The organism is Chryseobacterium sp. ON_d1 (assembly GCF_006829085.1).
Taxonomy (GTDB): domain Bacteria; phylum Bacteroidota; class Bacteroidia; order Flavobacteriales; family Weeksellaceae; genus Chryseobacterium.
The window spans coordinates 121,281-148,196 of record NZ_BJTC01000016.1 but is presented as its reverse complement, the minus strand read 5'-3'; the positions used below and the strand labels follow the sequence as shown (position 1 = coordinate 148,196).

The 26,916-nt window shown below is 36.6% G+C and carries 27 protein-coding genes; 1 reads left to right on the top strand and 26 read right to left on the bottom strand.

What is annotated here, in order from left to right; genetic code table 11:
• The 17 genes from CRS_RS24865 to CRS_RS21815 all read right to left on the bottom strand — a co-directional run.
• Positions 1-190: helix-turn-helix domain-containing protein (locus tag CRS_RS24865; protein ID WP_142726075.1), on the bottom strand; the 190-nt coding region annotated here is incomplete at its 3' end.
• A gap of 61 nt (positions 191-251) precedes the next feature.
• Positions 252-602, bottom strand: coding sequence for an ArsC/Spx/MgsR family protein (locus tag CRS_RS21890; RefSeq protein ID WP_142726074.1), 351 nt, complete (start codon positions 600-602; stop codon positions 252-254).
• Between the two features lie 88 nt (positions 603-690).
• Positions 691-1,305 carry a deoxynucleoside kinase gene (locus CRS_RS21885; protein WP_002977952.1) on the bottom strand — a complete coding sequence of 205 codons (615 nt, stop codon included), beginning with the start codon at positions 1,303-1,305 and terminating at the stop codon, positions 691-693.
• A gap of 27 nt (positions 1,306-1,332) precedes the next feature.
• Complete coding sequence (locus CRS_RS21880; protein WP_142726073.1) at positions 1,333-2,292, bottom strand: hypothetical protein; 960 nt, start codon at positions 2,290-2,292, stop codon at positions 1,333-1,335.
• 141 nt (positions 2,293-2,433) lie between these two features.
• Positions 2,434-3,459, bottom strand: a complete 1,026-nt coding sequence (locus tag CRS_RS21875) for a glutaminyl-peptide cyclotransferase (RefSeq protein ID WP_142726072.1) — start codon at positions 3,457-3,459, stop codon at positions 2,434-2,436.
• 101 nt (positions 3,460-3,560) lie between these two features.
• Positions 3,561-4,583 carry a glutaminyl-peptide cyclotransferase gene (locus tag CRS_RS21870; RefSeq protein WP_142726071.1) on the bottom strand — a complete coding sequence of 341 codons (1,023 nt, stop codon included), beginning with the start codon at positions 4,581-4,583 and terminating at the stop codon, positions 3,561-3,563.
• Positions 4,584-4,618: 35 nt separating this feature from the next.
• The gene (locus tag CRS_RS21865; protein WP_142726070.1) at positions 4,619-5,002 is read right to left on the bottom strand and encodes a VOC family protein; all 384 of its coding nucleotides are present in this window, start codon (positions 5,000-5,002) and stop codon (positions 4,619-4,621) included.
• Positions 4,999-5,505, bottom strand: coding sequence for a GNAT family N-acetyltransferase (locus CRS_RS21860; protein ID WP_142726069.1), 507 nt, complete (start codon positions 5,503-5,505; stop codon positions 4,999-5,001). The genes CRS_RS21865 and CRS_RS21860 overlap by 4 nt, the downstream gene beginning before the upstream one ends.
• Entirely contained in the window at positions 5,502-5,933 is a 432-nt protein-coding gene (locus tag CRS_RS21855; protein WP_142726068.1) for an SRPBCC domain-containing protein, read from the bottom strand. Before CRS_RS21855 ends, CRS_RS21860 begins: the two co-directional genes overlap by 4 nt.
• A 220-nt stretch (positions 5,934-6,153) precedes the next feature.
• Positions 6,154-7,767, bottom strand: coding sequence for a Na+/H+ antiporter (locus tag CRS_RS21850; RefSeq protein WP_142726067.1), 1,614 nt, complete (start codon positions 7,765-7,767; stop codon positions 6,154-6,156).
• A 133-nt stretch (positions 7,768-7,900) separates the two neighbouring features.
• The gene (locus CRS_RS21845) at positions 7,901-8,905 is read right to left on the bottom strand and encodes a bestrophin family protein (protein WP_142726066.1); all 1,005 of its coding nucleotides are present in this window, start codon (positions 8,903-8,905) and stop codon (positions 7,901-7,903) included.
• Between the two features lie 79 nt (positions 8,906-8,984).
• Positions 8,985-9,662 (bottom strand): DUF2490 domain-containing protein, encoded by a 678-nt coding sequence (locus CRS_RS21840; RefSeq protein ID WP_142726065.1) that lies wholly within the window; start codon positions 9,660-9,662, stop codon positions 8,985-8,987.
• 119 nt (positions 9,663-9,781) lie between these two features.
• Positions 9,782-10,174: a DUF1398 domain-containing protein gene (locus CRS_RS21835; RefSeq protein ID WP_142726064.1), complete on the bottom strand. Its 393-nt coding sequence runs from the start codon at positions 10,172-10,174 to the stop codon at positions 9,782-9,784.
• Between the two features lie 118 nt (positions 10,175-10,292).
• Positions 10,293-10,982 carry a response regulator transcription factor gene (locus CRS_RS21830; protein ID WP_142726063.1) on the bottom strand — a complete coding sequence of 230 codons (690 nt, stop codon included), beginning with the start codon at positions 10,980-10,982 and terminating at the stop codon, positions 10,293-10,295.
• Positions 10,983-10,993: 11 nt separating this feature from the next.
• A complete protein-coding gene (locus tag CRS_RS21825) occupies positions 10,994-11,770 on the bottom strand; it encodes a sensor histidine kinase (protein WP_142726062.1) in 777 nt (258 codons plus the stop codon).
• Between the two features lie 21 nt (positions 11,771-11,791).
• A complete protein-coding gene (locus CRS_RS21820; RefSeq protein ID WP_142726061.1) occupies positions 11,792-12,424 on the bottom strand; it encodes a hypothetical protein in 633 nt (210 codons plus the stop codon).
• A gap of 18 nt (positions 12,425-12,442) precedes the next feature.
• Positions 12,443-12,769 (bottom strand): hypothetical protein, encoded by a 327-nt coding sequence (locus CRS_RS21815; protein ID WP_142726060.1) that lies wholly within the window; start codon positions 12,767-12,769, stop codon positions 12,443-12,445.
• Between the two features lie 316 nt (positions 12,770-13,085).
• On the opposite strand from CRS_RS21815, the gene CRS_RS21810 reads away from it, so the two are divergent.
• Positions 13,086-13,931 (top strand): T9SS type A sorting domain-containing protein, encoded by an 846-nt coding sequence (locus CRS_RS21810; RefSeq protein ID WP_142726059.1) that lies wholly within the window; start codon positions 13,086-13,088, stop codon positions 13,929-13,931.
• 85 nt (positions 13,932-14,016) lie between these two features.
• Here the strand turns inward: CRS_RS21810 and CRS_RS21805 are convergent, their stop codons facing one another.
• The 9 genes from CRS_RS21805 to CRS_RS21765 form a co-directional block, all read right to left on the bottom strand.
• Positions 14,017-14,466 carry a VOC family protein gene (locus CRS_RS21805; protein WP_142726058.1) on the bottom strand — a complete coding sequence of 150 codons (450 nt, stop codon included), beginning with the start codon at positions 14,464-14,466 and terminating at the stop codon, positions 14,017-14,019.
• A 56-nt stretch (positions 14,467-14,522) separates the two neighbouring features.
• A complete protein-coding gene (locus CRS_RS21800) occupies positions 14,523-14,894 on the bottom strand; it encodes a VOC family protein (RefSeq protein WP_142726057.1) in 372 nt (123 codons plus the stop codon).
• A 100-nt stretch (positions 14,895-14,994) separates the two neighbouring features.
• On the bottom strand, positions 14,995-15,465 hold the full coding sequence (locus tag CRS_RS21795) for a hypothetical protein (RefSeq protein ID WP_142726056.1): 471 nt from the start codon (positions 15,463-15,465) through the stop codon (positions 14,995-14,997).
• A gap of 10 nt (positions 15,466-15,475) precedes the next feature.
• Positions 15,476-15,931, bottom strand: a complete 456-nt coding sequence (locus tag CRS_RS21790) for a DUF1569 domain-containing protein (RefSeq protein ID WP_142726055.1) — start codon at positions 15,929-15,931, stop codon at positions 15,476-15,478.
• A gap of 165 nt (positions 15,932-16,096) precedes the next feature.
• Entirely contained in the window at positions 16,097-17,305 is a 1,209-nt protein-coding gene (locus tag CRS_RS21785; RefSeq protein ID WP_142726054.1) for an ABC transporter permease, read from the bottom strand.
• A gap of 66 nt (positions 17,306-17,371) precedes the next feature.
• Positions 17,372-18,328 carry an HlyD family secretion protein gene (locus tag CRS_RS21780; RefSeq protein WP_142726079.1) on the bottom strand — a complete coding sequence of 319 codons (957 nt, stop codon included), beginning with the start codon at positions 18,326-18,328 and terminating at the stop codon, positions 17,372-17,374.
• Between the two features lie 11 nt (positions 18,329-18,339).
• Positions 18,340-19,758 (bottom strand): TolC family protein, encoded by a 1,419-nt coding sequence (locus CRS_RS21775; RefSeq protein WP_142726053.1) that lies wholly within the window; start codon positions 19,756-19,758, stop codon positions 18,340-18,342.
• A gap of 601 nt (positions 19,759-20,359) precedes the next feature.
• Positions 20,360-20,848 carry a serine protease inhibitor ecotin gene (gene eco, locus CRS_RS21770; protein WP_142726052.1) on the bottom strand — a complete coding sequence of 163 codons (489 nt, stop codon included), beginning with the start codon at positions 20,846-20,848 and terminating at the stop codon, positions 20,360-20,362.
• A gap of 150 nt (positions 20,849-20,998) precedes the next feature.
• Positions 20,999-26,914 (bottom strand): alpha-2-macroglobulin, encoded by a 5,916-nt coding sequence (locus CRS_RS21765; RefSeq protein WP_142726051.1) that lies wholly within the window; start codon positions 26,912-26,914, stop codon positions 20,999-21,001.
• Positions 26,915-26,916 lie beyond the last annotated feature (2 nt).

Genomic DNA, 26,916 nt, shown 5'->3' with positions numbered 1-26,916 from the left:
AATAACTCATGTTTTTTCGAGGGTATAGTCCCGAGATTCCGTACTTGTTATAAAAACCAATCCACTTGCGCAGATTGCTTTCATTAAATCCTTTCTCTGTTGCTATAGATTTAATTGAACAATAAGAATTTTTGTGAAGATTAATACATTCTAACTTGAAAGCAACGCTAAATTTTTCTTTTCTATACATAAAAAAATGCCCCTAAAAAGTGTCTAACTTTTTGGGGGCAGTCCATAGCAGAACGGATTTTTTATTTTTCAATAAAGAATTTTACATTTTCAATAGGCCTTCCCAGCATGGCTACTGAGCCTTTCACCAGAATCGGCCTTTGTATCAGCGCTGGATTTTCAGAAAGAATCTTTATCCATTCGTCTTCAGAATAATTTTTATCCGCATAGTTTTCAATATAAAGTTTATCTGTTTTACGGATAATGTGAAAGACACTCTGGTTCAGTTTTTTCAATACGGTTCTGATCTCCATAATACTTAACGGATCTTCGATAATATTGATAATCTCAAAAGGCACCCCGTTCTCGTCAAGATACTCCAATACAGCATTTGATTTTGAACAGTTTCCGTTATGTAAAACTTTAACTACCATGATATAATGATTCAAAAAATTAAACTTGGTCTAAACAAATTTAAAAAGAATTACACTGACTCTCTCTTAACGTACTGATAAAAATATGTTAAAACAATCCGTGCAGTTCTGCTTCAATTTTTTCCAGGATAAAACCGAAATCTTCCGGTTTTTCAACAAAATCAAGATCGTCTACCTCAACGATAAGAAGTTTTCCTTCCGTATAATTGGAGATCCATTTTTCGTATTTCTGGTTCAGCTTTGAAAGATATTCAATACTGATAGAAGCTTCATATTCACGCCCTCTTTTATAGATTTTTTTGACCAGATTAGGAACATCTGATTTGAGATAGATCAATAAATCCGGAGCGGATACAAAAGATTTCATCAGGTCAAAAACAGACGAATAGTTATTGAAATCTCTGTCTGAAAGGAGATTCATATCATTTAAGTTTTCTGCAAAGATATGGGCATCTTCATAAATGGTACGATCCTGAATGATATTTTTACCACTTTCTCTGATTTCCTTTACCTGACGGAATCTGCTTCCCAGGAAATACACCTGCAATGCAAAACTCCATTTGCTCATATCTGAATAGAAATCTTCCAGATACGGGTTATGATCTACGTCTTCAAATTGTGCATCCCATCCGTAATGCTTGGAAAGCATCGTCGTCAAAGTGGTTTTTCCAGCGCCGATGTTTCCTGTAACTGCAATATGCATAAATATTCTTTTTCCTTGTATTTACTATTAATTGATAAGCTTTACCCCTTCAGCCTGAATTTCAGAAATATCTTCGATCAACTTCTGCAGCGTATTGTCTGAAGGTTTCACTTCTGGATTTTCACTGGCTTTCTCCTCTGCTTTCTCTACCGCTTTTTCTGTAGGGGACTGCTGGGATTCCGGCTGAGCTTCAAGCTGTTTCTGCTGTTTGGCTTTCTTTACTTTTTCAAGGCTGTAAAGATAGAGTTTGTTCCCCTTGATTTCAAAATAAGAGAGGATGTTTTTATCCACAATTTGTGCATCCGGATCTTCAAAAACAGTTGTCATTCCCTTTTCAGGAATGTATTGTGAAATAGAATTAGCCGCAATAACCAGGATTATATCATTCTCTCTTCTGAAACGTTTTCCGTTTTCCAGGGGAGCTTCAAATAGTTTTTCAAATTTCAGACTGTAAATTCTGATATGTTTTCTCGTTAGAATATAGACTTTATTTTCATACACCAGCATATCCATTAAATCTTCAAAGCTGATATCAAAAGGATAGGAGTTGATCGTCGTGTCATTTCTGAAATTGTACTGTATCAGACGTTTTGTGCTGTCATCCAGAAGCCACAGCTGCTGCAGGTCTTCAGCATAAGCCATTCGGATAAACCCAAATTTCTGCTTAAAATCAAGTCTCTGAATCTCATTCATATTCTGGTCCACAAATTTCATTTCCTGGGCATTTTCAGAAAATAATGGCACATTCAGAGGGTTCTGTACCGTCTGCACCTTATAAGGAACAGTAAACATCATTTTCCCGATCTGTTTTCCTAAAGAATCATATTTGGTAAAACTAAAATCCTTGTTCTTATAGATATACAGGCTTCCGTAGTCATCAGCAAGCATATCTTTTGCTTCCTTCAGTTTCAAAGTATCCAAAGGAAGTACATTCTGCGCTGAAGCCGTACAGAAAAGGAAAAAAAATAGTATGTTTAAAAACTTCACCCTGTCTTTTTAATGTGGTCAATTTACTGAAAAATAATTTCATTCAAAAGCCCGTTAAATCTAATCGAATTTTCTTTATTGGCTGCCAAAACCGAAATAACAAATAATTTTTGTTTGTAAAACTCTAGTGATACATTCCGTTTATTTGACAACTACTTCATATATCTTTGCCCAGTTTTTCCCTGTTATAAACATATTATCTCCTTTGAAAGCAATTCCGTTCAAAACATATTCACTGTTTCCCTGATCATTTTCCTTTGTCAGTTGTGTAAAATCAAATTTCCCGGCAACCTCTCCTGATACAGGATTGATTTTGAGAATAACCGGGCTGTGCCAGATGTTTGAATAGATGAAACCATTATGATACTCCAGCTCATTAAGCTGAGTATAGATCTCTGTATTTCCGGCAACAGATACTGTTTTTACGACTTTTGACGGATCATTAACATCCAGAAAATAAAGATTCTTTGAACCATCTGTAGCGATCAGATTTTTTCCGTCATACGTCAGCCCCCATCCTTCTGCAATAATATCAGGCAAAGGAAATTCGGATACTTTCTTTAAAGTATTTTTATCATAAACAAAACCAATTTTATTCTGGTAAGTCAATTGATATATTTTATCTCCAACTATTGTGCAGCCTTCAGAGAAAATTTCAGCAGACTGCTTTGCTACAATATCTGGAGTAGACGCCCCTAAAGCATATTTTATAAGCTGAGAAGCCCCTTTCATCCCATCACTTTCATAAACTGTGTTTCCTTCAATCAGAAAACCTTCAATAAAATTATTCGGATCATGAGGATAATCCCCCACTATTGCATAAGAAATTTTCTTTTCAGGAGTCTTTGCAAATACATTAATGGTAGCATCCTGATTTAATAGTTCCCCACTTCTGGTTTTGATAACAAAAACCACATCGTTATCTCCCAACGTAAAAAACTTCGGATTTATCGTTAAATCTGTTGTTTCTTTATCCCCGAAGCTTATAGTAATGCTTTCTGCATTTTCCGTCACTTCTTTGGGAAGATCAAGTTGATCTCCAAAATGATACCCTTTTGCTTCCCTTGCATTGTTATAATCAGCCAGAGAATCTAGCATTTTTTCGTTATTATTACAGGAAGTCAACAAGAATACTGCTGCCAGACCAGCCATGATACTTTGCTTCATGAAGTTTTTAATCATTTGCCAAAATTACTAAAATTTAATCCTTAAAATGAAAGTAACGTTCCCTGGGGAACGCTACTTTTACTTTTTCCAATAAAATCAGATTATTTAATTTGAACCTCATAAATCTTTGACCAGTTTTTACCGGTTACCAGCATATTATCTCCTTTGAAAGCAATTCCGTTCAGAACATCATCACTTCCTTTGGTATTCTGTTTTGCAATTTCGGTGAAATCAAAGGTTCCCACCACTTCTCCGTTTGCGGGGTTGATCTTTAAAATAATAGGCTTCTGCCAAACATTAGCATAAATAAATCCGTTGTGATACTCCAGTTCGTTCAATTGGTCGTATGCCTGAGAACTTCCGGCCACTGCGATATATTTAACCAGTTTTGAAGGATCATTTACATCAAGGAAATATAAAAGTTTACTTCCATCGGAAGCAATCAGATTTTTCCCGTCATATGTCAATCCCCAGCCTTCACCTAATACATTGGGATAAGCGAATTCTGAAAGCAGTTTTAAAGAATTTTTATCATAGACGTATCCTTTTTTGCTCTGCCATGTCAGCTGATATACTTTATCTCCTACGATGGTACTTCCTTCAGAAAAATCTTCCTGAGCCTGTTTGGTCGAAGCAAGCGGTGTGGTTGTTCCTAACGTGTATTTTAAAATCTGGGAAGATCCGTTCTGTCCGTCACTTTCATAAATAGTATTTCCCTCGATCTGGAATCCCTGCACAAAGTTTTTAGGATCATGAGGGTATTCTGCCACAATCTGATAAGGAATGCTTTTTTCAGGATTTTTTGCAAATACATTGATGGTAGCATCCTGGTTCAGGACTTCCCCACCTTTTGTTTTGATATTGAATGTAACAGCGTTATCACCTAAAGTGAAAAATTTCGGATCAATAGTTAAGTTCGTTGTTTCTTTATCTCCAAAGCTGATGGTTACACTTTCTGCATTTTCTGTTACCTCTTTCGGAAGCTCAAGCTTATCTCCAAAATGATACCCTTTCGCCTCCATTGATGTATTATAAGTACTTAATGTATTAAGAATTTCTTTATCCTTATTACAAGATGCCAGTAATAAAATCGCTGCGAAACCTGCTATTATATTTTTTTTCATTGAATTTCTAAATATTTCTCCAAAAATAGCAAATTTTATTCCGTATTGCCAATATTATCTACGGGTTCACCAAATTGTAACAGGTATCCGTTGTTATCATAGATGGCAAATTCTCTCATTCCCCATTCAAAAGTTTCAATTTCATAGCAAACTTTGGCTTTTGTTTTAAGATCCTCCCAAAGGTCATCTACTTTATTTACATTGAAATAGAATGAACCGGAAAATCCGATTGAAGTATTATTTTCATGCTCATTGGGCTGAGACAGCATAATATAAATTTCATCTTTTCGAAGGGAAGCCCACTGCCAGTCATCATTTCTACCCATAAGGGTAAATTCCAGAACTTGCATATAAAAGCCAATGGTTTCATCAAGGTTTTCCGTCCAGAATATAGGACGAAGTGCGGTAAACTGTGTCATGATTCCTGTAATTCAAAAATGTTTCTATGGATTTTCATATTCAATGAAACCCATGTTTCCTGATCAATCTTTGCTTCGCTCTTAACATCAGGATCAAAAGCAAAACCTACTTTCCGGTAACATTCGATGGCACTGGTATTCCAGTCGTAGACATTCAGCTCTGCAGTTTCTCTATCAAAGTGACTGAAACCATATTCCAGAAGTTCCTGCATTACTTTTTTACCATAACCCTTACCTCTGTTGTTCTTATCCCAGATCAGAATTCTTCCCAGCAGAAAAGTATTCTCTTTCAAAAATATCTGAGCATGCCCGATTGCCTCTCCAGTCTGATCTGTTATTTTAAACAAAGTTCTGTTTTTATCAGACAAATCGGTTTCCAGCTGTTCTTCTGTGAGCGGATAGCGATATGCGGGACCTGCAAACTGAAGAAGCATGCGCTCATCCTGTATCTTTGAAATCAGCTGCGGAGCATCCTGTATTGTAAAAGGCTGTAATGCAATCATCGTTTATTTTCTATATTCTCTTTTAAGCTCTGCCCCAAAATGGTATTCCAGCCTTTTGTAAAATTTTCTCTTGAAAAGCCTTCTCCTAATTCTTTGAAATTTTCAATATTATCATGGGTCAGCCTTACTAAAGTTTGTCCGTCTTCGGATTGCAATTCCCAGGTTACGATTGTTTTCTGATCTGAAAAATCAGGATAAGACCAGGAATGTTTTAATTTATGATGGGGTATTACTTCTATAATTTCACCCTGATGATGATATTGGTTGGCTCCTCCGGGTTCGTAGAAGTTAAATACCTTTCCTGATTTTAAATCAAAATCCTGGATATCAAAATACCAGGATTTCATTTCATATTTATCGGTTAATGCTTTCCAGACTTTTTCAACTGAAGCATTTATTTTGTACTGAACAGTGATTGGCGTGCTCATATTATGGGTTTAATAGGTCTAAATGTACACATTTTGTTCTTACTATTTAACCATCAAAGTCACAAAAGTTATATCTCCAAACTATTTAAAGCTTAAATTTCTACTCCGGAGAAGTACACTTAAGTCTTTAAAATTTCAAAGTTTTCATTTTGTGAACTTTTTATTGCTGCAAGTTCATTTTAACTTTTATCCTTTTGTGACTTTTATGGTTTATTTTTTATTACCCATGTGAAAAACCAGTGATCTTCGCTTCATCAAAATCCAGCTGCATTTCAATGCTTCTCATCACGTGATCATCAAATATCTTTTCTCTTTTCATTCGGTGCAGCTCATTTCTCTGTGCCTGAATAATCTGTCGTAAGACATCTTTATTTTCATTGATTGCTGACACATAATCTCCTGTAGAAGCCATACATTGGGCTTTGTCTGCCATCAGCATCATCTCGTTTTCCAATTTGTGTTTCTGATGACGCACCAGGCTGTTGGTTACAGCCAATTCAGAAAAATCATTATCCAGTTTATGCAGTGCTGTTTCTTTCAGTTTACGCATCAAAATTACTTCCTGCTTTTCTTCCGGCAGTTCACTTCCGGCATCCTGGATATTCAATAACTTCAAAATCGGACTTAGCAATAATCCTTGTCCTACCAGAGTAATCAAAATAATAACGAAAGTTACAAATAAAATAATATTTCTATGAGGAAATGCCTCTCCGTTTGGCAGAAAAGCAGGAATTGACAGCGCAGCAGCCAGTGAAACCACTCCCCTCATTGCAGCAAAACTGATGATGAAAGGTTCCCGCCAGTCCGGTTTAGGAACTTTCAACCTCAATTCCCTGGAGCAGACTCTTGGGAAATACATCAATGCATAGCTGTACAGAATTCTTGTTCCGATAATCGCTCCGCCAATGACTATACTGTAGAAGATACCTTCAGAAATGGTGTATTCTTTCATTCCTTCCACTACAATAGGAAGTTCAAGGCCAATGAGAATGAAGATAATGGTATTCATAAGGAATATCAATACACTCCATACATTCCCGGACTGGATCCTTGAAGTATGGCTTAAATAGCAGTGTGAGTTATAGGACATCAATAATCCTCCTGCTACCACTGATAATACGCCTGAAAAATGAAAATGCTCTGCCCCTACATACATAATGTAAGGTACAATAAGCGTGATAATGGTATCTATATTGGAATTGGTAGGAATAACCTTTAATAAAGCCCCAAACAGGAACCCTACCGCCACTCCTACAGCAATTCCCCCAATCGCCATCGTAAAGAAATCCTGAACAGCATCCCTCCAGATAAACTGTCCTGAAATAACGGCTGCCAGAGCAAATTTAAATACAATTAAACTGGATGCATCATTGATAAGGCTTTCCCCTTCCAGAATATTGGTTATTTTTTTGGGGATTTTCATATGTTTCAAAACGGAAGTTGCTGCTACCGCATCCGGTGGTGAATTTACTCCGCCCAACAGAAATCCCATGGCTACAGTAAGCCCGGGAATAATGGAAGATGAAAGGTACGCTACCACTATTGAAGTTAAAAATACAAGCCCGAAAGCCATCGAAAAAATCTGTTTTCTCCATTTATGAAAGTCCTGCCATGAAGTAAACCAGGCGGCTTCAAACAAAATAGGCGGAAGGAAGATCAGGAAAACAAGATCAGGTTCTATTTCAATACGTGGCATTCCCGGTATAAAGCTTATCAGCAATCCTGCAATCACAAGAAAAATCGGGTAAGCGACTTTTAATTTCTGCCCAATCATTACCAATATCATCACAGAAAGCAGTACTGCAATGGATATTATAACATAGCTGTGAATCATTTTGAGTTAGTTTTTTTAAGTTAAGTATTATTTTTTATTCTGAGATATCAGATATTGTGTATTATGATTTCCCAAACCTATAAGGTTTAATTTCATCCAAAGTTTAGACTTTTTCTTTACAACCGAAAAAACATTAAAGCACAATATTATTTTTGGGTGTGATCGCTGATGGGAGATCAGATTCATCCAGCATATCTCTCATATCGATTTCAATGGTGCGGCTGATCTGGGTGATAGGAACATCATTGGGGCTTCCTTCAAAAGGATTAACCGAAGCCTCACCTACACTGTCTAAGGTATGGAAACACCATGTTACCAGCAAAGAAAATGGAATATTAAACCATAATGTCCATCCTTCCACCATAGTTCCTTCTCCTAATTTATCAAACTCTTTCAGTAATCCAAAAGGCACAAAAACAATGAATAAAAGCAAAAGATAAGTTGTGATTGAGGAGAAATTCCTGGGATAAGGAAAGTTCTTAATTCTTTCAGCTTTTCCCTGATCATCTGTAAACTTTACCAGCTGCTGATTGAGCTGTGTCCATTGGAAATCATTGATTTCGGCTTTTTCATATGCTTCTGACAGAGCCTTGCTCTGCCCGGCCATCAGCTGTGTAGCTCTGTTCTTTTTACTTAAAATATACTGAAGCTCAGGCTCGGAAAGATATTTTTTCAATTCTTCATCCAGCCTGAAAATCCTCTCGGGAATATCATATTTTTTAGCATACTCATCAAATTGGGAAGTTCCCATATTTTCCCATGCCCGGGGCTCGCGGAGCTGAAATCTCAATGCTGTAAGCCATGCATAATGACGAAGAAACATTTCTTTTACTTTGTCCGGATTTTTTGAATACATAGCATCTCTCAGAATATAACCAAAACTACGGCTGTCATTAATAATTGCGCCATAAATCTGTCTGGCTTCCCAAAGTCTGCTGTAGCTGGCATTATTTTTAAATCCAACAATAAAGGCAACTGCTGTTCCCATGATCGCAATTGGCTGCCATGGAACGGAGAGAAATTTCCAGCCCAGAAAATAAAGGACTGTAGGAATCGCTGATAATATAATCAGAGCATAAATACTCCGTCTGGTCCAGACAATGAACTCCCGGGCTCCGAATCTTTTTCCTGAATGCATATGTGTTTATTTTATAATGTTTATAATTCTATCTTTTTTCAGATAATGTTTTTTTCGTCAGAGCATTCAGCAGTAATCATCAGTTTTTAGTAAACGGGATATTGTTATAAAAACCAATCTGAATCTGTCCGCGGTTTCTGTTTTCCTGAATCTGGTTCATATAGCCGGCTTCAATCCTCATATTTTTGTTGATGACATATCCTAATGCTCCATAAACTCTGTTTCTGTCAAAAACCGGACTGTTGAAATGCAGGAAAATTTCGTTATATACTGATGCATAGAGGGTTTTAGGAAGCATCTCTTTTTGAGTAATGGCAATATTCACCCCCAGCATATAACGGAACCTCATCCTGAAATCATCCTCCAGAAAACGCTCTTCCAAACGGTAACGGTGCTGAAGATTGAAACGTCCGAATTTCTGTTTGGTAATATACTGCTGGAAAATTCTGTGTTCAATATTCTCTTTTTTTTCTCCGTTTACGTAAGGCTGACTTAGAATGAAGCCGTATCCCAATAAAACATTGTTATTATTTTCTGTAAGGTCATACCCAATTCCTGTACGGATCAGCAGCTGCTCCAGATCTCCTACCGCATCGAAATTACGGTACTGAATCTCATTGTGCCAGTTCAGCTTCTTGCTGATTTTATTATTTCCGAAATACATATACCATGCTCCCAAATCATTTTTTTGAGCAAATGTCAATATAGACCCCAAACTTAATACCGTGAATGCCAGCTTCGTAAAAACCTTTCCCATGCTTATCAATTACTATTATCTATCGTTTTTAACAAAATTAATAATTTAAATCAATAATAACAAACAATATTTAATAAGCCTGACTTTACATGACTTTGTTATATGTAATTTAACGAAAATTAGCCTGGAATATGCTCTGTCAGTATATCGGTTTCATTCCGGTCAAAATAAGTACAGGTCATAGCAGTAAGGTCCATTGTCCAGCCTTTGATTCCGTTGCCTGCACAGTCATTACAGAAAGTCATATAATCTGTTTCACCCTGTTGATGAAGTTTCAGTCTCAGTTTAAAATTTTCAAGACTTACAATATCAGAAACTTTAAGTATATCATATTTACTTCCAGTCTGGACAGATCGGTTTTCATTACTAAAATATTCGGTATTTCCGTCCGGGACATAGACTTTATAATGAGAGACACCCATTGCTTTTATTGTCTGGATGTATTGAGGAAAATCGGCTCCGGTTTTTACTTTTTGGTGAGCTGCTTCAATATTTTCTATAGTAAAATTCATCCTTTTGTACTTTCTGATTGTTGTTATTTAAGATTTTAAAATGACTAAAAATCAAAAACTAATTTAATCAGAAAATATTTAGGATGTTATGTTTTTTAACGGAAATTACGTTGTGAATTTACTCGAAGCGGTCTTTTAAATAGTTCATATCTGCAATTTTACTTTCTATAGCATATACCACTAAACCTGCCGTATTTTTGGCTCCGGTTTTCAGGAGAAGACTGTTTCGGTGTCCTTCGACGGTTCTGGAGCTTATAAAAAGCAGATCTGCAATCTCAGCAGTGTTGTATTGTTTACAGATTAATTCCAGCACTTCTTTTTCTCTTTTGGAAATATGATTGGCATCAAAAATACTGGAGATCTTCTTTTTAGGTTCTGTAAGATTTTGATGTAATGCTTCCATTACTTCATTATTATAAAAGAAACCTTTACTATAGACTTCCCGGATTGCGGTAAGCAACTCAGTGGGGCTTGAGTTTTTTTTAAGAAAGGAACAGGCTCCCGACTGTATCATATTAACAATAAATGCTTTTGTATTATAGCTGGTCAATGCAATAATTTTGATCTGAGGATATCTGATATGGATCTGTTTGGTAGCTTCTACTCCGTTAATTTCCGGCATATTGAGGTCCATCAGGATAATATCCGGCAGTTCCTGTAAGTTGATGAGTTCATCAAGCAGCTCTTTTCCATTACTGAAATCGCTTACCAGTTCAATATCATTCTCTCTCTGTATAAGCAATGAAATTCCCTGGCGAAACAGCGCTTCATCGTCTACAGTTATTACACGAATGGTATTCTTTTCCATCTTATAACTATTTAAAATGTAAATTCTACAGTAGTCCCTTTATTGTTTTCACTTTCAATTTTCAGTGTTCCATTGATCAGTTCAACCCGGCTTCTGATATTTCGTAAGCCGAGTCCTCCTTTCAAAGTATTTTCATCAAGATTAAATCCTTTTCCATCATCTTTATAAATACAGGTATTTTTCCCGTTTTTTCCCAGAAACTCTATATCAATATGCGTACTTTCACCATGTTTTATGGAGTTATTAATAAGCTCCTGAAGTATTCTAAAGATATGTAAATTCTTTTCATCTTCTGCTTTAGCAAAATATAAACTGTTTGAATAAGTAACCTGCAGTTTTTTGGACAGGTTAATTTCCGAACACAATGCATCTATCGCAGCATGCAGCCCGAATTTTTCTAAAATCGGAGGCAGCAGATCGTGAGAGATCTGCCTGGCGCTTTCAGCTGTTTTGTTAACCAGATGTATTATTTTATTTTTCAGGTCATTATATTCTTCTCTGGCCAGGTTATCAAAATCCAGAAGATGGATATTCAAAGCTACCACGCTTAGTTTTGAACTGATATCATCATGCAGGTCCTGAGCAATTCTCAGTCTCTCTTTTTCCTGAGCACTTATAATAGCATGAGTAAGGTCTTTCTCGTATCTGACCTCCAGTTCTTTTTTCTGAATAAGATTTTTCGTTATTTTCTTATTGGAAAAATAATAAAATATGATCAGGGTAATGGCCAGTAAAGTGAAGGCCAGGAAGGTATAAACGATAGTGGAAATAATTGTATTCTCATTCATTTTGTAAAATCATAACAGTAATTACACATTTTTTCTACGGGAAGAAAGATATTCTGCCAGAATAAAAATCTGGTACACAATAAACATAACAACATTGAAAACCCATATCTCTTTATGCAGCTTCCTGTTCATCACCGTATAAAGATTTCCAGACAAAAATATAACCGTGCTGCTTATGAGATACAGTAGAAGCCCCAGGCTTATATAATTGTATTTCTTTTCAGTATCCAATATGTTATATAAATGAAATAATGCCAGAATGATAATTGAGTAAGAAGTGACAAAAATTTCAAACAGATTGAAAACATAATATTTTTCCGGATATATCATATACTGTATAAAGAGAATAACAGGAATGCTCATTAAAAGAATAAGTGCAGTTTTTTTCTGGTATTTTTCAGATAAAATTTCATGAAAGAATAATCCCAGTAACACAAACTGACCTATCAGATAATAATGGGAGAAAAACAGATTATTAATCTTCTGAGAATTCAATACATAAAATACGATTTCACAAATTAATATCCATGCCAGGTAGCTGATGAAAAATGTATAGGCTTTTCCGGTTTTGGAGAAACCTATACAGTATACTGCCAGATTAATCAGCAGGATGCCTTTTCCAATTAATGACAATATTTCAATCCAATGATCCAATGACCTTTAGTTTTCAGGTTACAGATTCCACCATTTCTCAGTGGAACATACACTAGGGCAAGGCGTTGTCATATCATATACATAAAACCCGTCCTCATAATTGACAATATCATTCCCGTTAGAATCTACTCCGACCATTAGAAATTTAAACTCTCCCTGATCTGTAATGGCGTTATATCCGCGATATTGTTCAAAGCCTTTATCCTTGTTGAAAATATCATTTACATCTTGTACAGGAATAATATGAGCTCTTATTGACATTCCGTTAATGTCATTTCTATTCTGCCAGTTGCTGATCCATGTTTTAGCATCATCCAATGATACTGCATGCTTAGGTAATTCCATAGTTTTTCTCGTTTTAAATTATATAATAGGTTCAAAATAAAGTTACTGTAACTGTACACTACAAGTTATGAAAAAAAACTAACCATACTGTGAAATAAATTCATTTTCATTAACATAATATTCATTTTCCAAAATTATAATAATAACAATCAACAAAATTGCGTATTTCTACGCATTTTTCAATTTGGCATTTAATACGCTGTAATGGTTTTATGTTTCACCGTTACTTTGTGGTATGCTTTACAGGAAAATACAATGAGAATGTAAACAGTACTGGAGGCCTTTCATCTTGCTTCAACCACTAAAAATCTATATCATGAAAAAAATTATCTCTTTTGCCATCTTCGTTTTCTTAAGCACGATTGCATTAATTAATGCACAGACAACCACTGTAACTTTTGAAAATGCATCTGGTGGCAGCACCAGTTTTATCAGTAATGGATATACTTTTAATATTGTTTCACAGGCCGGAACTTTCAGAATTCAGGGCAATTATCCAAACACCGGATGGAACGGAACAGCCAATGACAATGTCTACATTGACAATACCGGAACTACAAATATCAGTTCTCCTTCATTCAGTCTTAAGAGCAGTTCTTCATTGACAGTCTCAAAATTTTGGGTATTTTTAAGCAATACTGCTTTAAACCAGTCTACTTCATCAGGAACGCTTATCATCACAGGAAAATTAGGAGGAGTGACCAAGTTTACCACCACCAAAACATCCGGCTTTAATACAACATTTAATGCCACTACGGGAACGACAGGCATCAGTAATGGGTTTACCCTGATTGATCTTGCCACTCTGAATAATCAGAATAACAGCAATACTGTCATTGATGAGATCCAGCTGCAATCCACCGGATCCTATGTCTATATGTGCCTGGATGCATTTACGTGGACAAAAATTTCAACATTGGGAACTTCAGAAAGCACCATTAAAGAAAAAGAGAATATTTATCCTAATCCAACTTCGGGTGTATTCCATATTGATCATCTGAAAAAAAATGATACAATCTATTTATATGACCAGTCCGGAAAGCTTGTAAAATCTGCAGAAGCAACAAACGATAAAAATGCGTTTGACATTACCGGACTGCCTGAAGGAATCTATCTCATCAAAACAGCAACAGTAAGCTATAAGATCGTCAAAAAGAACTAAAAAGTTATTTTTAAGCTGTTTCCAGTAAATAAAAAAACCGACAGGTTTCTGTCGGTTTTTTCAATATTTTACATACAAATATGAATTACGGATGCTGCTGCATTTTAGCAGGATCATCATAGTTTACCATCCAGTTGATCCCAAACTTATCGGTAAACATACCAAAATAAGCTCCCCAGAATGTATCAGCCATTGGCATTGTTACCTGTCCTCCATCAGAAAGACCGCCGAATAATTTGTCTGCTTCTTCTTTAGATTCAGCATTCACAGAAATAGAGAAGTTATTTCCTGCCTTAAAGTTGGAAGACCACTCTCCTCCTGTATCACTTCCCATCAAAATTGTTTCTTTAGAGATCGGAAGTGAAACATGCATAATCTTGTTTTTATCTTCTTCCGGAGTTTCCTTGCCTTCCATAGGTGGCATCTCCCCAAAAGTTCCGATATAAGGATACTCTCCCCCGAAAACTGATTTGTAGAAATCAAATGCTTCTCTGCAATTCCCGTTAAATGTTAAATAAACGTTTACTGTTGCCATGATTGTTTTTTATAAGTTAAGTTTGTTTTAAGTTCTGTTTATGATGAGCTCGATGTTTATCTGTGCTGATCTATTAAAATCATATTCCCATCCGGATCTTTCAGGTAGATATGTTCAGGGCCGGAAGTTGTTTCATCTGCCTCTCTTCCGATTTCTACACCACTTTCTTTCAACCTTTTCTGGATTTCGCGTACATCATCAAAAGATTCAAGATTTTGGGCATTTTCATCCCATCCGGGGTTAAAAGTAAGCATATTTCCGTCAAACATGGCTTGGAAAAGTCCTATTAAAGTAGAACCGTTTTTCATAATCAGGTAATTTTGTTCTGTAGTTCCTGCCATAGTTGTAAATCCGAGTTTCTCATAAAAATCTTTAGATTTCTGAAGGTCTTTTACACTTAAGCTGATTGAAAAAGCTCCTAGTTTCATATGTTGCTGGGGTTTTAAGGTTGATATTGGACCGGGTTCGGAATTTCGGGTTTAGTTTAGCTGCTGCAGGAAGGTTACGGATATGAAATGGAATTTTTAATTACTGATTTTTCAGATGGGTTTTAAACTCTAGGGTTCCGTCATAACTTTTCCAGTCTCCTGTCAGTTCAATATACTGTCCTTCAATTTTCTCTGTTTTTTTATTCCACTTGAAATTATAGGTAAATTTCCCTTTGAAAAGCCCGGAATGTTTTCCTTTATTCTCTTCTGCAAGCTCATATTCTCCATATACCGTTCCCTGATTCCTGGAATCTTTATATTTTGAAATGGTCATTTTACCTTCAAATTTTGCATAACTGGTATCTACAAGTGAATATCCTGAAACAAAATATTCCTGATCATTTTTTTTATTCTGTTCAGCAATATTGATCTTCAGCTTCAGTTCCTGTCCTTTGTTTCCGATCGTGCCAATATAAGGTTTACTATTATTAAGCCATGTATTGGAAATATCCGGCATCTGACCCAATACAAAATTAGCAGCCAGAATGAAAAGTAATAAAAGTTTTTTCATACAGTGTTGTTTATACGCCAAATTGCGCCAGGTGATGGTTCAGATGTTTCGCAAACATATTATTCCATTCCTGAGCATTTAATTTCCCAAAAGAGAAAGATTCTTTACCATCGAAAGCGTCAGCTCCCAATTGCTGTGTCTTCTGAATAAAACCGATCAGTCTTGTTTTTTCTTCATGAAAATTTTTTCTTGTGGTAATCAAAAACTGCGGTGCTGTAGGAGAATCTCTCGGATATGCCTTTTCTCCTACCACTTTAGGTTTCACAAATGTTTTCAATATAAATTTAGCGATAGCTCCTGGTTTTCTGTGTTTTTCCGGCTCATATACCATTTCATATGCTATACAGCAGTGTGCAAGCATCTGATCAACGGTCATTTTGCCCCACAAACCATGGGTGTCTTCCACCAATTTGTTTATTCTGTCAATATAGTTTTGAGCATCTTTTGCATCAAATACATTTTCCATATAATTTCTATTTTACTACCAACAAATATATCAGTTTTTTTGTTTGATTTTATAGTCAGTTTAAAAAAGGAGAAATTGATGTGTGTAGAGTGCGGGATTCGATGGTCGGGTTTACGGGTTGATGCTACCAGCAACAAATTAACCGGCAACTAAGCCAACCATAAACTACTTGCTATCCTCCTGAGAAATATCCTTTACAGTAATTTCCTGTGGTGCTGCTTTTTTGAATATAAACCAAAGCTTAATTTTTAAAGCAATCCAGCCTATGATGGCATATACGACCAAAAGAATACTTAAATGTTTCAGATACGGGAATGTAAGCTCTACCGATCCTTTCTGAATCAATAGAATTTTAAAAGCCTGTAAAAAGGGAGTTAACGGAATAATATTGGCGATAAACTGGACAAAGGCAGGCATCGCATTCAAAGGCCATGTAAAACCACTGATAATAAATGCCGGCGAAGCAATAACCATAAGAATCTGTGTCGCCTTCAATGCATCAGGAATCAGAATACTGATAAACACCCCCAGGAATGAAGCCGATCCTACAAAAACTGCTGTCAAAAGGATGAAATTAAGAATTCCTTCAGGCATCGGAACCCTGAAGATCATATGCATAAAGTAATAAATACCTACAATGAGAATAGAAAATATCCAGATTGGTATCACTTTAATCAGCATGGTTGGGAAGGCCCATCTTTTCATTTTCAGATATTCTTTTACAAACGATCCCCTTTCAAATTCAGCAGCAAAACTTACAGCCATAGCCAACAGAATTACCTGCTGTAAAACTACTGCAAGCATCGCCGGCCACATAAAGATAAGGTAGTTTCCTGTAGTATTGAAGAGCGTAATATAATTGGCTTTGAAAGGTTCATACTGGGTAGCAGCCTTTGCGGCAGGCATTCCTGCTTTCTGAAGCGCTTTGATGGAAGCTCCTGCAGAGAATGTTCCTATGGTCAGCTGAAGAGCCTTGGATGCAAAATTGGCCGTCAAAACATTTCCGGTATTGATGTAAACATTGAGTTCAGGATACTTTTTCTGCAGCATATCTCCTTCAAACCTGGAAGGAATGATGACTACAGCTGCAGCCTCATGCCTGATCACCTCATCTTTGATACTGAGAGGCTCCTGCAGGTATCTGAAAACCTTAATGCTTTTATTGTCTTCGAGCATTTCTGTCAATTGATTGGACAGAGGGGTATTATCTCTGTCGACAACCAATACAGGAGTATTTTCAACTTTTCCGCTTTTGTAAACAAACCCCAGCAAAGTTGCATAGAAAACCGGTGCCAAAAAGAACACAGTTCTTAAGGTAGAATTGCTGATAAAAAGTTTGAACTCACGTTTTAAAAGACGGAAAAATTCTTTCATTTGTATATTTTTATAGGTTGAAAACGTAATGGAATTTCGCTGAAGCTCTATCCAATCTGTTTCATTTTATTGAAGGATTACATTGGCATTGACCAAAATATTTTTAGCCTTATTCATGTCCCTGGGTTTTACTTTGATCTCATAGATCGCATCCTGCAGTTGGTAATCGGGATAAGCAGTGGTAATATCCGCATATTTTGTCAGCTGCTTGATATATACAATATTTCCGGTAAGATTTTCTTTGTTATAAACCACCTGCATCGTTACCTCCTGCCCTTTTTTATATTTTGAAATGGCACTTTCCGGGATGGTAAATCTGAAATAAGTACTTTCCGGAATATATCCATTGAACAGAGCGAAGCCTGCCGTTGCAAGCTCTCCGGTATTCAAGCTGATGGTTTCTATTTCCATATCATTGGTCGCAAGGATATATCTTTCTGAGTACGCTACATTGGCTTCCTGCAACGCTCCTTTGGCCTGGGAAGCCTGCCCTGCCGCCATTTCCACTTTTTCAAAACGGGTTCCTCTTTTTACATCATCCAGTTCTGCCACTACAGCATCATACTGAGCTTTTGCTCCCTGTAATTTCGCATAGATTTCGTCATGAGCCTGTGGGGACATCAGGCTGTCACGGAACATATTGTTGGCTCTTTTATAAGATTTCTGTGCAAATTCATATTGCTCTTTCAGGCCTTTATATTTGGCCTGAAGCTGTTTCAGCTGATCTGCTGTGGCTCCGTTTTTTGCCATTTGCTCCTGAGCCGTAGCCGCACTTACTGCTCCTTGTGCCTGTGCAATTTTTGCAGAAACTTCCGGTACATCAAGCTGAGCCAGGGTATCTCCTTTTTTCACAGTCTGACCTTCGGAAACATATATTTTAAGAATCCTTCCGGTAACTTTAGGTGCAAAGGAGATGACATCCTTTTTGGTTTTCCCTTCCGGTTCTTTGATCTTTTCATTCTTTTTGTCACAGCTCCCCAATAAAAACAGGGCAGCGAAGAGTATAGATATATTTTTATGCATCATTTAAATTTTTAAGGGATTAAATAAAATTTGGTGATATCCAGCTCCTGGGTAGACCTCATCAGTTCTATTCCCGCTCTTCTCTGGTTGAAAACGGCATTCTGATATTCCAGTTCAGCAGCTTCAAGGTCATTTTCGGCATCAATCAGCTGGGAAGATTTGCTCATTCCGTATCTGAATTCTTTTTCTGCCTGTACCAGCGCATTTTTTGCAAGCTCTTTTTCTTTCGCTTTCAGGGTAATCTGTGCGGAAGCAATATCATAATTGGTTTGGTTATTGGCCAGATTCAATGTCAGTTTTTTCAGAGCGTCTTCTTTCTGGTTCTGCAATACTTCTTTACCAACTTTGGCAGTTTCTTCTGCGTGTTTTCCTTCTTTACCGTCAAAAATCTCCCATTTAAAGCCCACTCCTGCCGTAATCAATGGAAATACATTGATATTATTGGGTCTCCAGTCCAGTTTTTTTCCTTCATATCCAAGCAACGGAACTGCAGGAATCACATTTTCTGAGGATTTTATTCTGTTTCCGTACAAACCGATATAATAAGCAGAAGCCATCAGCTGGACTTTAGGAATCATCCATGTTCTTTCGGCTTTTATCTTATAATCTGCAGCACTGATGCCATGTTCCAAAGCACGGATTTCTGCTCTCTGCTCTATTCCTTTTTCTGCAGTCAGCAATTCTACAGGAGACAAAACAGGATCAATCATTCTGAGCCTTTCCTTGTTAATTCCGGTTAAAACGTAAAGCTGGGTAAGAAGCAATTCTTTCTTGCCTTCATATTCTACCATTTTAGCATTCAAAGTAGCCTGAGCCAGTTCAATTTTCTTATGATCATAAGGGGTAATCAATCCATAGCCCAGAGCTTTATCAGCTGTTTTCCTGTTGATATCAAGTCTTTTTTTACTTTCATCCAGTACTTTTTTAGACTGATGAATCAAAGCCAGCTGGTCATATGCCTTAGAAATAGTGGCAATCACTTCATCTTTTGTTTTCTCCAGAAGGATATCTTCAGACTTTTTCTTTTCTTCCACCGCTTTTTTCATGTATTTAACCTTTCCTCCTGAATACAGAAGCATTTTGGCGTCTGCCTTAGCAATACCTGAAAATCCTGATACATTGAAATTATTGTTGAAAGTCCCTTCCGGAATATTGATAAAGGGAGCGAGATTGAATTCCGGTGACGTAAGTCTTGCTGTTCCGTTGAGATAACCGGCCTGGCCACTAAGTTCCAGGGTTGGAAGAAAGATGTCTTTCAATTTATGTTCATCCAGATCGGTAAGCTTGTTTTGGGTAATCTGCATTTTAAGGTTCGAGTCCCGAACCATAGCACTATCCAGAAGTTCTTTAAAATCCGGCGCAGACTGAGCCCAGCCAAAAGCGGGGAAAGCAAAAAAACTAAACGTAAAAATCAATAAATTGTTTTTCATGGTTTATGTTTACAACAAATATAATGCAAAAAAAGGTAAAATCCTTAAAGATAATTCTACAATATGGTGAATTTAAAGTAAGTTTAAAATATGTTTAAGTTTAAAACCTTATAAAATAAAGTTTTGTCGGAGTCGTTTAAATGTTAATTAAATACTAAAAAATCGGAAAAAAATTTTAACTCTACTTTTTCAGTATTATTTTTTACGACACTTTTTTCAGGAAACAAAGGAAGAAAAGAACATTCTCTGGAAAAAATTATTCGGAATTTGGATTCCTTCGGAATGACAAACTGGGTGGATAGGCTTGTATAATAAATTACTTAATATATAAAATCTGTGAAAAATAATATTCAGTAGGAACGGGCTTTAGCCCGTTTAATAAAAACAAAATTTCCAATGGCTTTAGCCGAAACTTATACTGCAACGCAATATTCGCAAAAGGATTATGGATAACTTTTATTCCTGCCCAAGGGCGTTTGGTTGCGCTGAATCTTCAATTTCACTCAGCGAAGACCATAATGAATTATCTTATCCTGTAAATAAAAACGAAAACTCCCCACATCGCTGTGAGGAGTTTTCTGTATAGTTATAATAAGCTGATTTATTTTTGAACTGCTTTTTTCATGGCAGCATCCGGACGTAAAATTCTGTAACGAACTTCGATATCTTTCGGTACATAGAATACCAATGGAAGTTTACTGTTGTATCTTACAATTTCAGGCTTTAAAGTCACAAACTTTTTAGTCAGCTTTTTATCCAGACAAGCCATCAGGGTTCCCCCTGTTTCGCCATTAGATTCTACTTCATAATAGTTGTATCCCCATCCCTGAAGATCCTGGGTTTTCATTTCTCCCATCAGGAAATAATTGTTACAGTCCAGCATTTTTTCAGCTCCTACAAAAACTTCAACTTTTAAATCGTTTTCGTTTTTTGCCACAGGAAGCTGAATATATACCTGCTTATATCCTTCTTTTGCTTTTGGGAACATTTCAATCTGTAGTTTTTCAAACTTTTCTGCTTTCTTTTGCGCGAAAGCATTTACCCCAGCCATTAATACCAATCCTGTAATTAAAGTTTTAGAAAATTTCATCTTTATAATTTTTTTAATTGCTACTACCTTAATTCCAAAAACCATTCCAAAATTAAACAATTGTTTGATTTTTCGATTTAATTCTATATTCTGTTAAAAATCTTTAAATAAAAACTGCAGTAAAATTACTGCAGTTTTTATGTTTATCAGTTACTCTGAAATTATCACATTGCTCCCTTTTGTGTGAGCATTCATTTGCGGTGCATAGTAATTCTGCATGGTAGTAATTCCGTTGGAGAATTTACCGGATGCGTTGGCCACTACATCATATTCAAAAACATATTTTCCTTTCGGCATGTATTGAATATAGAAATTGGTAGAAGCATCTTTAGTCGACTGATAATATCCAAGGTTATTTTTCCACTGATATCCGGACAACACATCTACAGGTTCAAATCCTGCAGCACGCATATCTTTGATGTGAATAAATTCCATCGCTCTGTCTGTATTGAGAATCATTCTTACCGTCACTTTATCTCCTACTTTCAATGGGGTTTCAGCAGAGATCTTCTGAAGTTCTTCTCCGTTTACGGTTTTCACTTTTTTATAAAGCTCCTTCGTTACAGAAATATAATTTTCGGAAGATTTGATTTTATCAAGGTCTTCATAATACTGCCAGAACAATCCTCCCTGAACAATTCCGGGGCCGGGTTTTGTAACCGTTACCGTTGCTAAATTCTCATCTACAGCCTCTGGTTTCAAAGTTGACTTCACATAGCCTGTAGCTTGTGTCTGAGGCGTCAGCTCTTTTCCACCCCAAACGATAGTGGCTTTATCACTTTCTGCTCCTGTCCATGATTTTCCTGAGTTCAAGATCGTAAAGATCACTTCTGCTGTTCCTCTTGAGCTTCCCCATGAGTTGACTTCCTTCTGGGTTACCAGCCAGATTTTCATATCTTCAATAAAGCTTTGGTCGTTAGATTTTAACGTATTAAAAGCTTCCAGTGCTCCGGCATGGTTGACTACTTTAGAACCAAACCATCCCCAGTCATTAAGATTCTGTTTCCAATAGACACCTTGTGTTTTGGTATCTGTAGAAGTTTCTTTAAGGTAAATCATTAACTTATCTGAGACCTCTTTCAGACCATAATCGTTCATTAATAATGCTGCACGATGAAGCCCGAAGAATGTAAAATCTGTGATCTTAGCGGTCTTGGCTTTTTGTTTCACCAGCGTTTTCAGAGTAGCTCCTTTTCCTTTTAAAGGATATTGTTTTTCCCAATAGTTTCTGGCATCAAGATAGTCCATCGCCCAGTTGTTCCAGACGTTCCCTTTTTTCACATCAAAATACTTGTTCACTTCATTATCTACATACTGAATCAGTTTAGCAACAATACTTTGCTGATCAGCGCTTTGATAGTCTTTCACATGATCTTTTAACCAGGAATTGATTTTTCCTAAGTTTTTAAGGATGTACAGCGACGTTCCGTAAGAACTTGGGTAACCTGGATACCATGAGAATCCACCGTCAGGATTCTGCAGTTTTCTGAAATCCTCCCAATCCTGATTAATTGAGTTTTTCATGGTATTGACATCAAATAATAATGCCAGTTTCTGCATCTGTTCTCCTTCATTTTTGCTTTCCAGTACCCAAGGGGTTTCTTCCAACAACAGCTGTTTCAGTTCCTGATTTTTTTCAAGATTTGAATTTAATAATCCTTTATTCTGATATTCTTCAAATACAGTTTTCATTTTCGGATTGGCTTTGAATATTTCCGAAGCCAGTACGTCTGCAAACCATTTATTAAATATTACATCCGCAGAATTGTTCTGATCGTTTTTCAGGCTTGGAAGGGCAAACATGATTTCCCAGATCGGATTCGTCGTCAGTTCCAATGTATTGGAAACATTAGACACTGTCGTGGATGTATTATTTTTAAGATTATCCAGTACAAATGTTTTGGTTTCTCCTTCTTTCACAAAAACCGGAACCGCATCCGTCACCAGCATTCTGTTCGGTAATACAGCAATAGCCTGCTGCTCTCCGTCAGAATACTGACCTGCTTTAGCAACCACTTTGAAAATAACGGAGGAAACATTGTCCGGAACTTTTAATTTCCATGTCAATGCGCTGCTTCCGTTTTCATTCAAGCTGAAGTTTTGTACACCTGAACTCATTCCGAATTTTGAAGAAATATTCTCATTGGTAAAGGCATCCAGAATTTGTAATTCTGCGGAACCATTTAACTTTTTATCAGTAAGATTTGAAAGTTTTGACTGTAGGTTCAGTTCATCCCCTTCTCTCAGGAATCTTGGATAGTTTGGAGTCACAGAGAATTCTTTCTGTGTTACCACTTCTTTTTCCAGGGTAGCCGCTCTTGCATCTTTAGTATGGGCGAGGAACATCAGCTTCCATTTGGTCAATGCTTCCGGAGAGGTAAACTCGAAGTTGACATTTCCTTCGGCATCGGTTTTCAGATCCGGATAGAAAAATGCTGTTTCGTTCAGGTTCTGACGGACAGCTACTTTATCAAGGCCTTTCTCTACATCATCATGATCTAAAACACCGTCTGCATCAGATTCCATTGCTTCAGGTAACACATTCTGTGCTACTGCTATTTTATCTTCAGCAATAGCTTTTCTTCTTATACCTTTTGCTTGCCCAGCAATTGGTGATGGCGGTAATGCATAAGCCGGAGCTTTTACTCCTTCCTGATTGCTAAACCCTACAATGGTTTCCCTTGAAATTGAATAATAATTCCCATCAAACCAGTTAAACTGAGGAACAGTTACATATCTGTCTTCAAAATACCTCAGCCTTTTCTGATAATTTTGCTGCTGAAGGTAATTGCTGATCCCATAAGAAGTAAGGATTACAAATGGAGTATACAGTTTTCTCCAAGTAAAGCTGTTGGCAGCAAACTGATCCAGAGACATATCATACATATTCGCTAATACCTCAGCGTTGATCTTTTCCTTGTCATTTCCGGTAACTTTTACCGTCCATTTTTCCTTAGCGTTAGGTTCAAGCTTATCTCTGAAGGTTACGGTTTCAATTTTTAAAGGTTTTTCTGTGTCTTTTATTTTTAAGGAAACAGATTCGGTATTCACATCATTAAATGCCACCAGCTGAAACTGAAGGTTAAGATCCGAAACACTTTTATCTTTAGGAATTTCAGCGGTATATTCCAATATCCCTTTTTTCAGCTGATGAACTTCGGAAACGGTTTTTCCTGATCCATCCTGCACAAAAACATTCACCAGCGCATCAGGAACTGCCGAGAATACATACACTTTTGCTTTTTCTCCTCTTGACAATTCTTCTTTCGGAGCGATAACCGTAAGGAATGTTTTCTGGTTTGGTTTTAAAGAAGTTTTATCCCAGACACTGAAATACTGTGAGGTTTTGATGGTATCTTTTCCTTCAATATTGAAAAGTTCAAGTTGATAATCTCCTGCTTCCAGTTTTCCTAAATCAAGACTGGCTGCTGCCTGAGAATTATCAGCGAATGGCTGCTGTTGTCTTTCAATCAATACTTTTTCGGTTTTCCAGTTTTTGATCTCATCATTTTTATCAAAAAGATCATGTGGAAATTTGCTAATGAACTCTTCTTTTGAATATTTTGGAAGGTTCTGAACATCAGATTTGAAATTATCTCTGAAAATTCTGTTAGGAGCGGTCAGTTTTGATAGCTTAACCTGATATGGCTTCTTAAGATTCTGATCGTTATAATTTTTGGTTTCTACCTTCAGTTTCACATTTTCATCTGTAAAACTATTGCTGATGTTTTCTGCCTGAATGTAATGAGAAACTGATGCTACCTTCAATTGGGTATCGGCAGTCTGTGTTTCTCCATTGATATCTGTAACAGATGCATTCACTGCATAGTTATCAATCTGTATTCCTTCCAGCTTTTCATCTTTTTTAAGTTCTAAATGAATGATAAACTCTCCTTTTTCATTGGTTTTTGCTTCGCCAAGAATTGAGTTTTCATTATCATCATCCTGCGGATACCAGCTGAAATATCTCCATCGGATATTATGCTTTTTGATTTCGTAGTTCACTGTCGTATTGCTCAGCGGAACTCCGGAGAACATTATGGCTTTTCCTTTTAAATCTATAGTTTGACCATATTTGTATTCTTCTTTTACCGGATCAAAGGTTACTTCAAATTTAGGTCTCTTGTATTCTTCTACTCTGAAGTTCTTGTACCCCTGGCTTTCACCTTCAATTCTCAGATAAAAATTACCGTTCAGTTTTCCTTTTGGAAGAATGAAACTTCCGTGATAGGAGCCAAACTCATTGGCAGTAAATTCCTGAGAAGAAACTTCCTCATTATTGGTATTCAGTAAAGTTATTTTTTGTTTTAATCCTGAAATAACAGATTCAACTTCTTTATTAATTCTGGTATTGATCACTTTAAAATAAACGGTTTGGCCTGGACGATAAATCCCTCTGTCAATGAAAATCTGAGCCGTTGAGCGAATTTGTTTATTAGGATTATAATCTTCAGCAGACCCTCTGTTTCCATACATCTGCATGATCTGGAAATCATTGGTCTTAGGTTGTTGAATCAGGAATGTTCTGTAATATTCTTTACTTTCCGTGGAAGGAAACTTAAACCCTCCATTTGCATTGGTAGCTCCTTCAATTTTATTTAAAGTTTTATTGGAAACAAATTCATAAAATCTAAGTCCTTCATTGACCACTGGCCTTCCATTTTCACTGTTTACCAGCTTCAGCTCATCAGAAAGAGGATTCCTGTCTGTTTTAGACTGATAAATAATTCTGTTTCCTGAAACCAGAAAATAAAAATTCTGTTTTGAATCTGTATCTTTCATATCAGCACCTGCCACCGTAAATTCTGCGACATACACACCTGATGGAAGCGGCTTAACTTCCAGTGAAGTTTTATGGTTCTGATAATCTTTAGGATCAGGAAGCTGGAATATCTCTTTCCTTACCAGATTCTTTTTCAGTTTTCCGAAAGTATTGGAATACGAGTTCTGAACATATTGAAGAAATGAGGTAAAATCGTCCTTTACTTCATAAATATTCATGGTAAATTCTGAGACATTCTGATATTGCGCCACAAAATGAATCGGCAGATTATTCTGGGTCTGGGATTCATATTTAATCGTCAGGTACGGATTTGTAATCTGGGCTTCTTTACTTTTGATATTTTCAATAAAAGGAGATTTCGGATATTCATTTTTCGCCTGGGCAGCTATTGCAAGAGCCTCTTTAGGCTTCTTTTTACTGACCAGTTCATCCATAATATCTCCCATGATCATTACTTTGTAATCTCCTTCAGTATTAGATTTTAAGAGATTCTGCAGCTGCTCAAGTTTATCTTTACAGTAATTGAAGTTACAGTTTTCTGTAATTTTCTCTTTCATGAAGTACAGCTTTGCGTTTCCGGTGTTCTGTGCAATCAGTTCATCATAGATGGTATTAATATCTGTACGGTTGGCAGCCAGTTCATTTTTCGTGAAAATATTATTATCAGATAAAAATTCTGTTTTTTTCAGCGCATACCAATCAGACAACGTTGGGAAATAAGCAATATCACCTGTTCCGGAAAATATATCCTTATATTTTTCCAGGAAAATCTTTTTCATATCAGGTTTTTCCCGGTCAAGTTCCTGAAAGCTTTTGGTCAGATAGCTTTTGAAATCAAGCTTACTCCAGGTTTCAATCTGCAAAACATCCTGGGAATTAATGTTGGTTCTTCCGTTTATTTTCCATAGATTCTGGTTGTAATAATCCATGAAGAATCCGTTCAGCAGAACTTTGTATACCAGCTTGCCTTCACCGGTCAGCTTCCCTTCCGTATCTTTCAGTTTTTTGAAAAACTGAGAAGCGGTATTGTTCTTATCATCGTCCACCGTTTGATTTACAATACTGAATTCCGCTTTCAGAGAACGGATCAGTTCGAAGGCATTATTTTCTTTCATGGCTTGTTTTTGTATGTCTAAAATAATGGGAAGATTAGATTTATACGCTCCTTTTGTACTGTTTTCAGCAATTTTTTTCCATTGGGTATCGTAATATTTTTGCGCGGACACCCTTGAAATGCTCAGCATTATAAGCAAAAGCAGAAAAATCTTGGAAAATCTTTTCATAT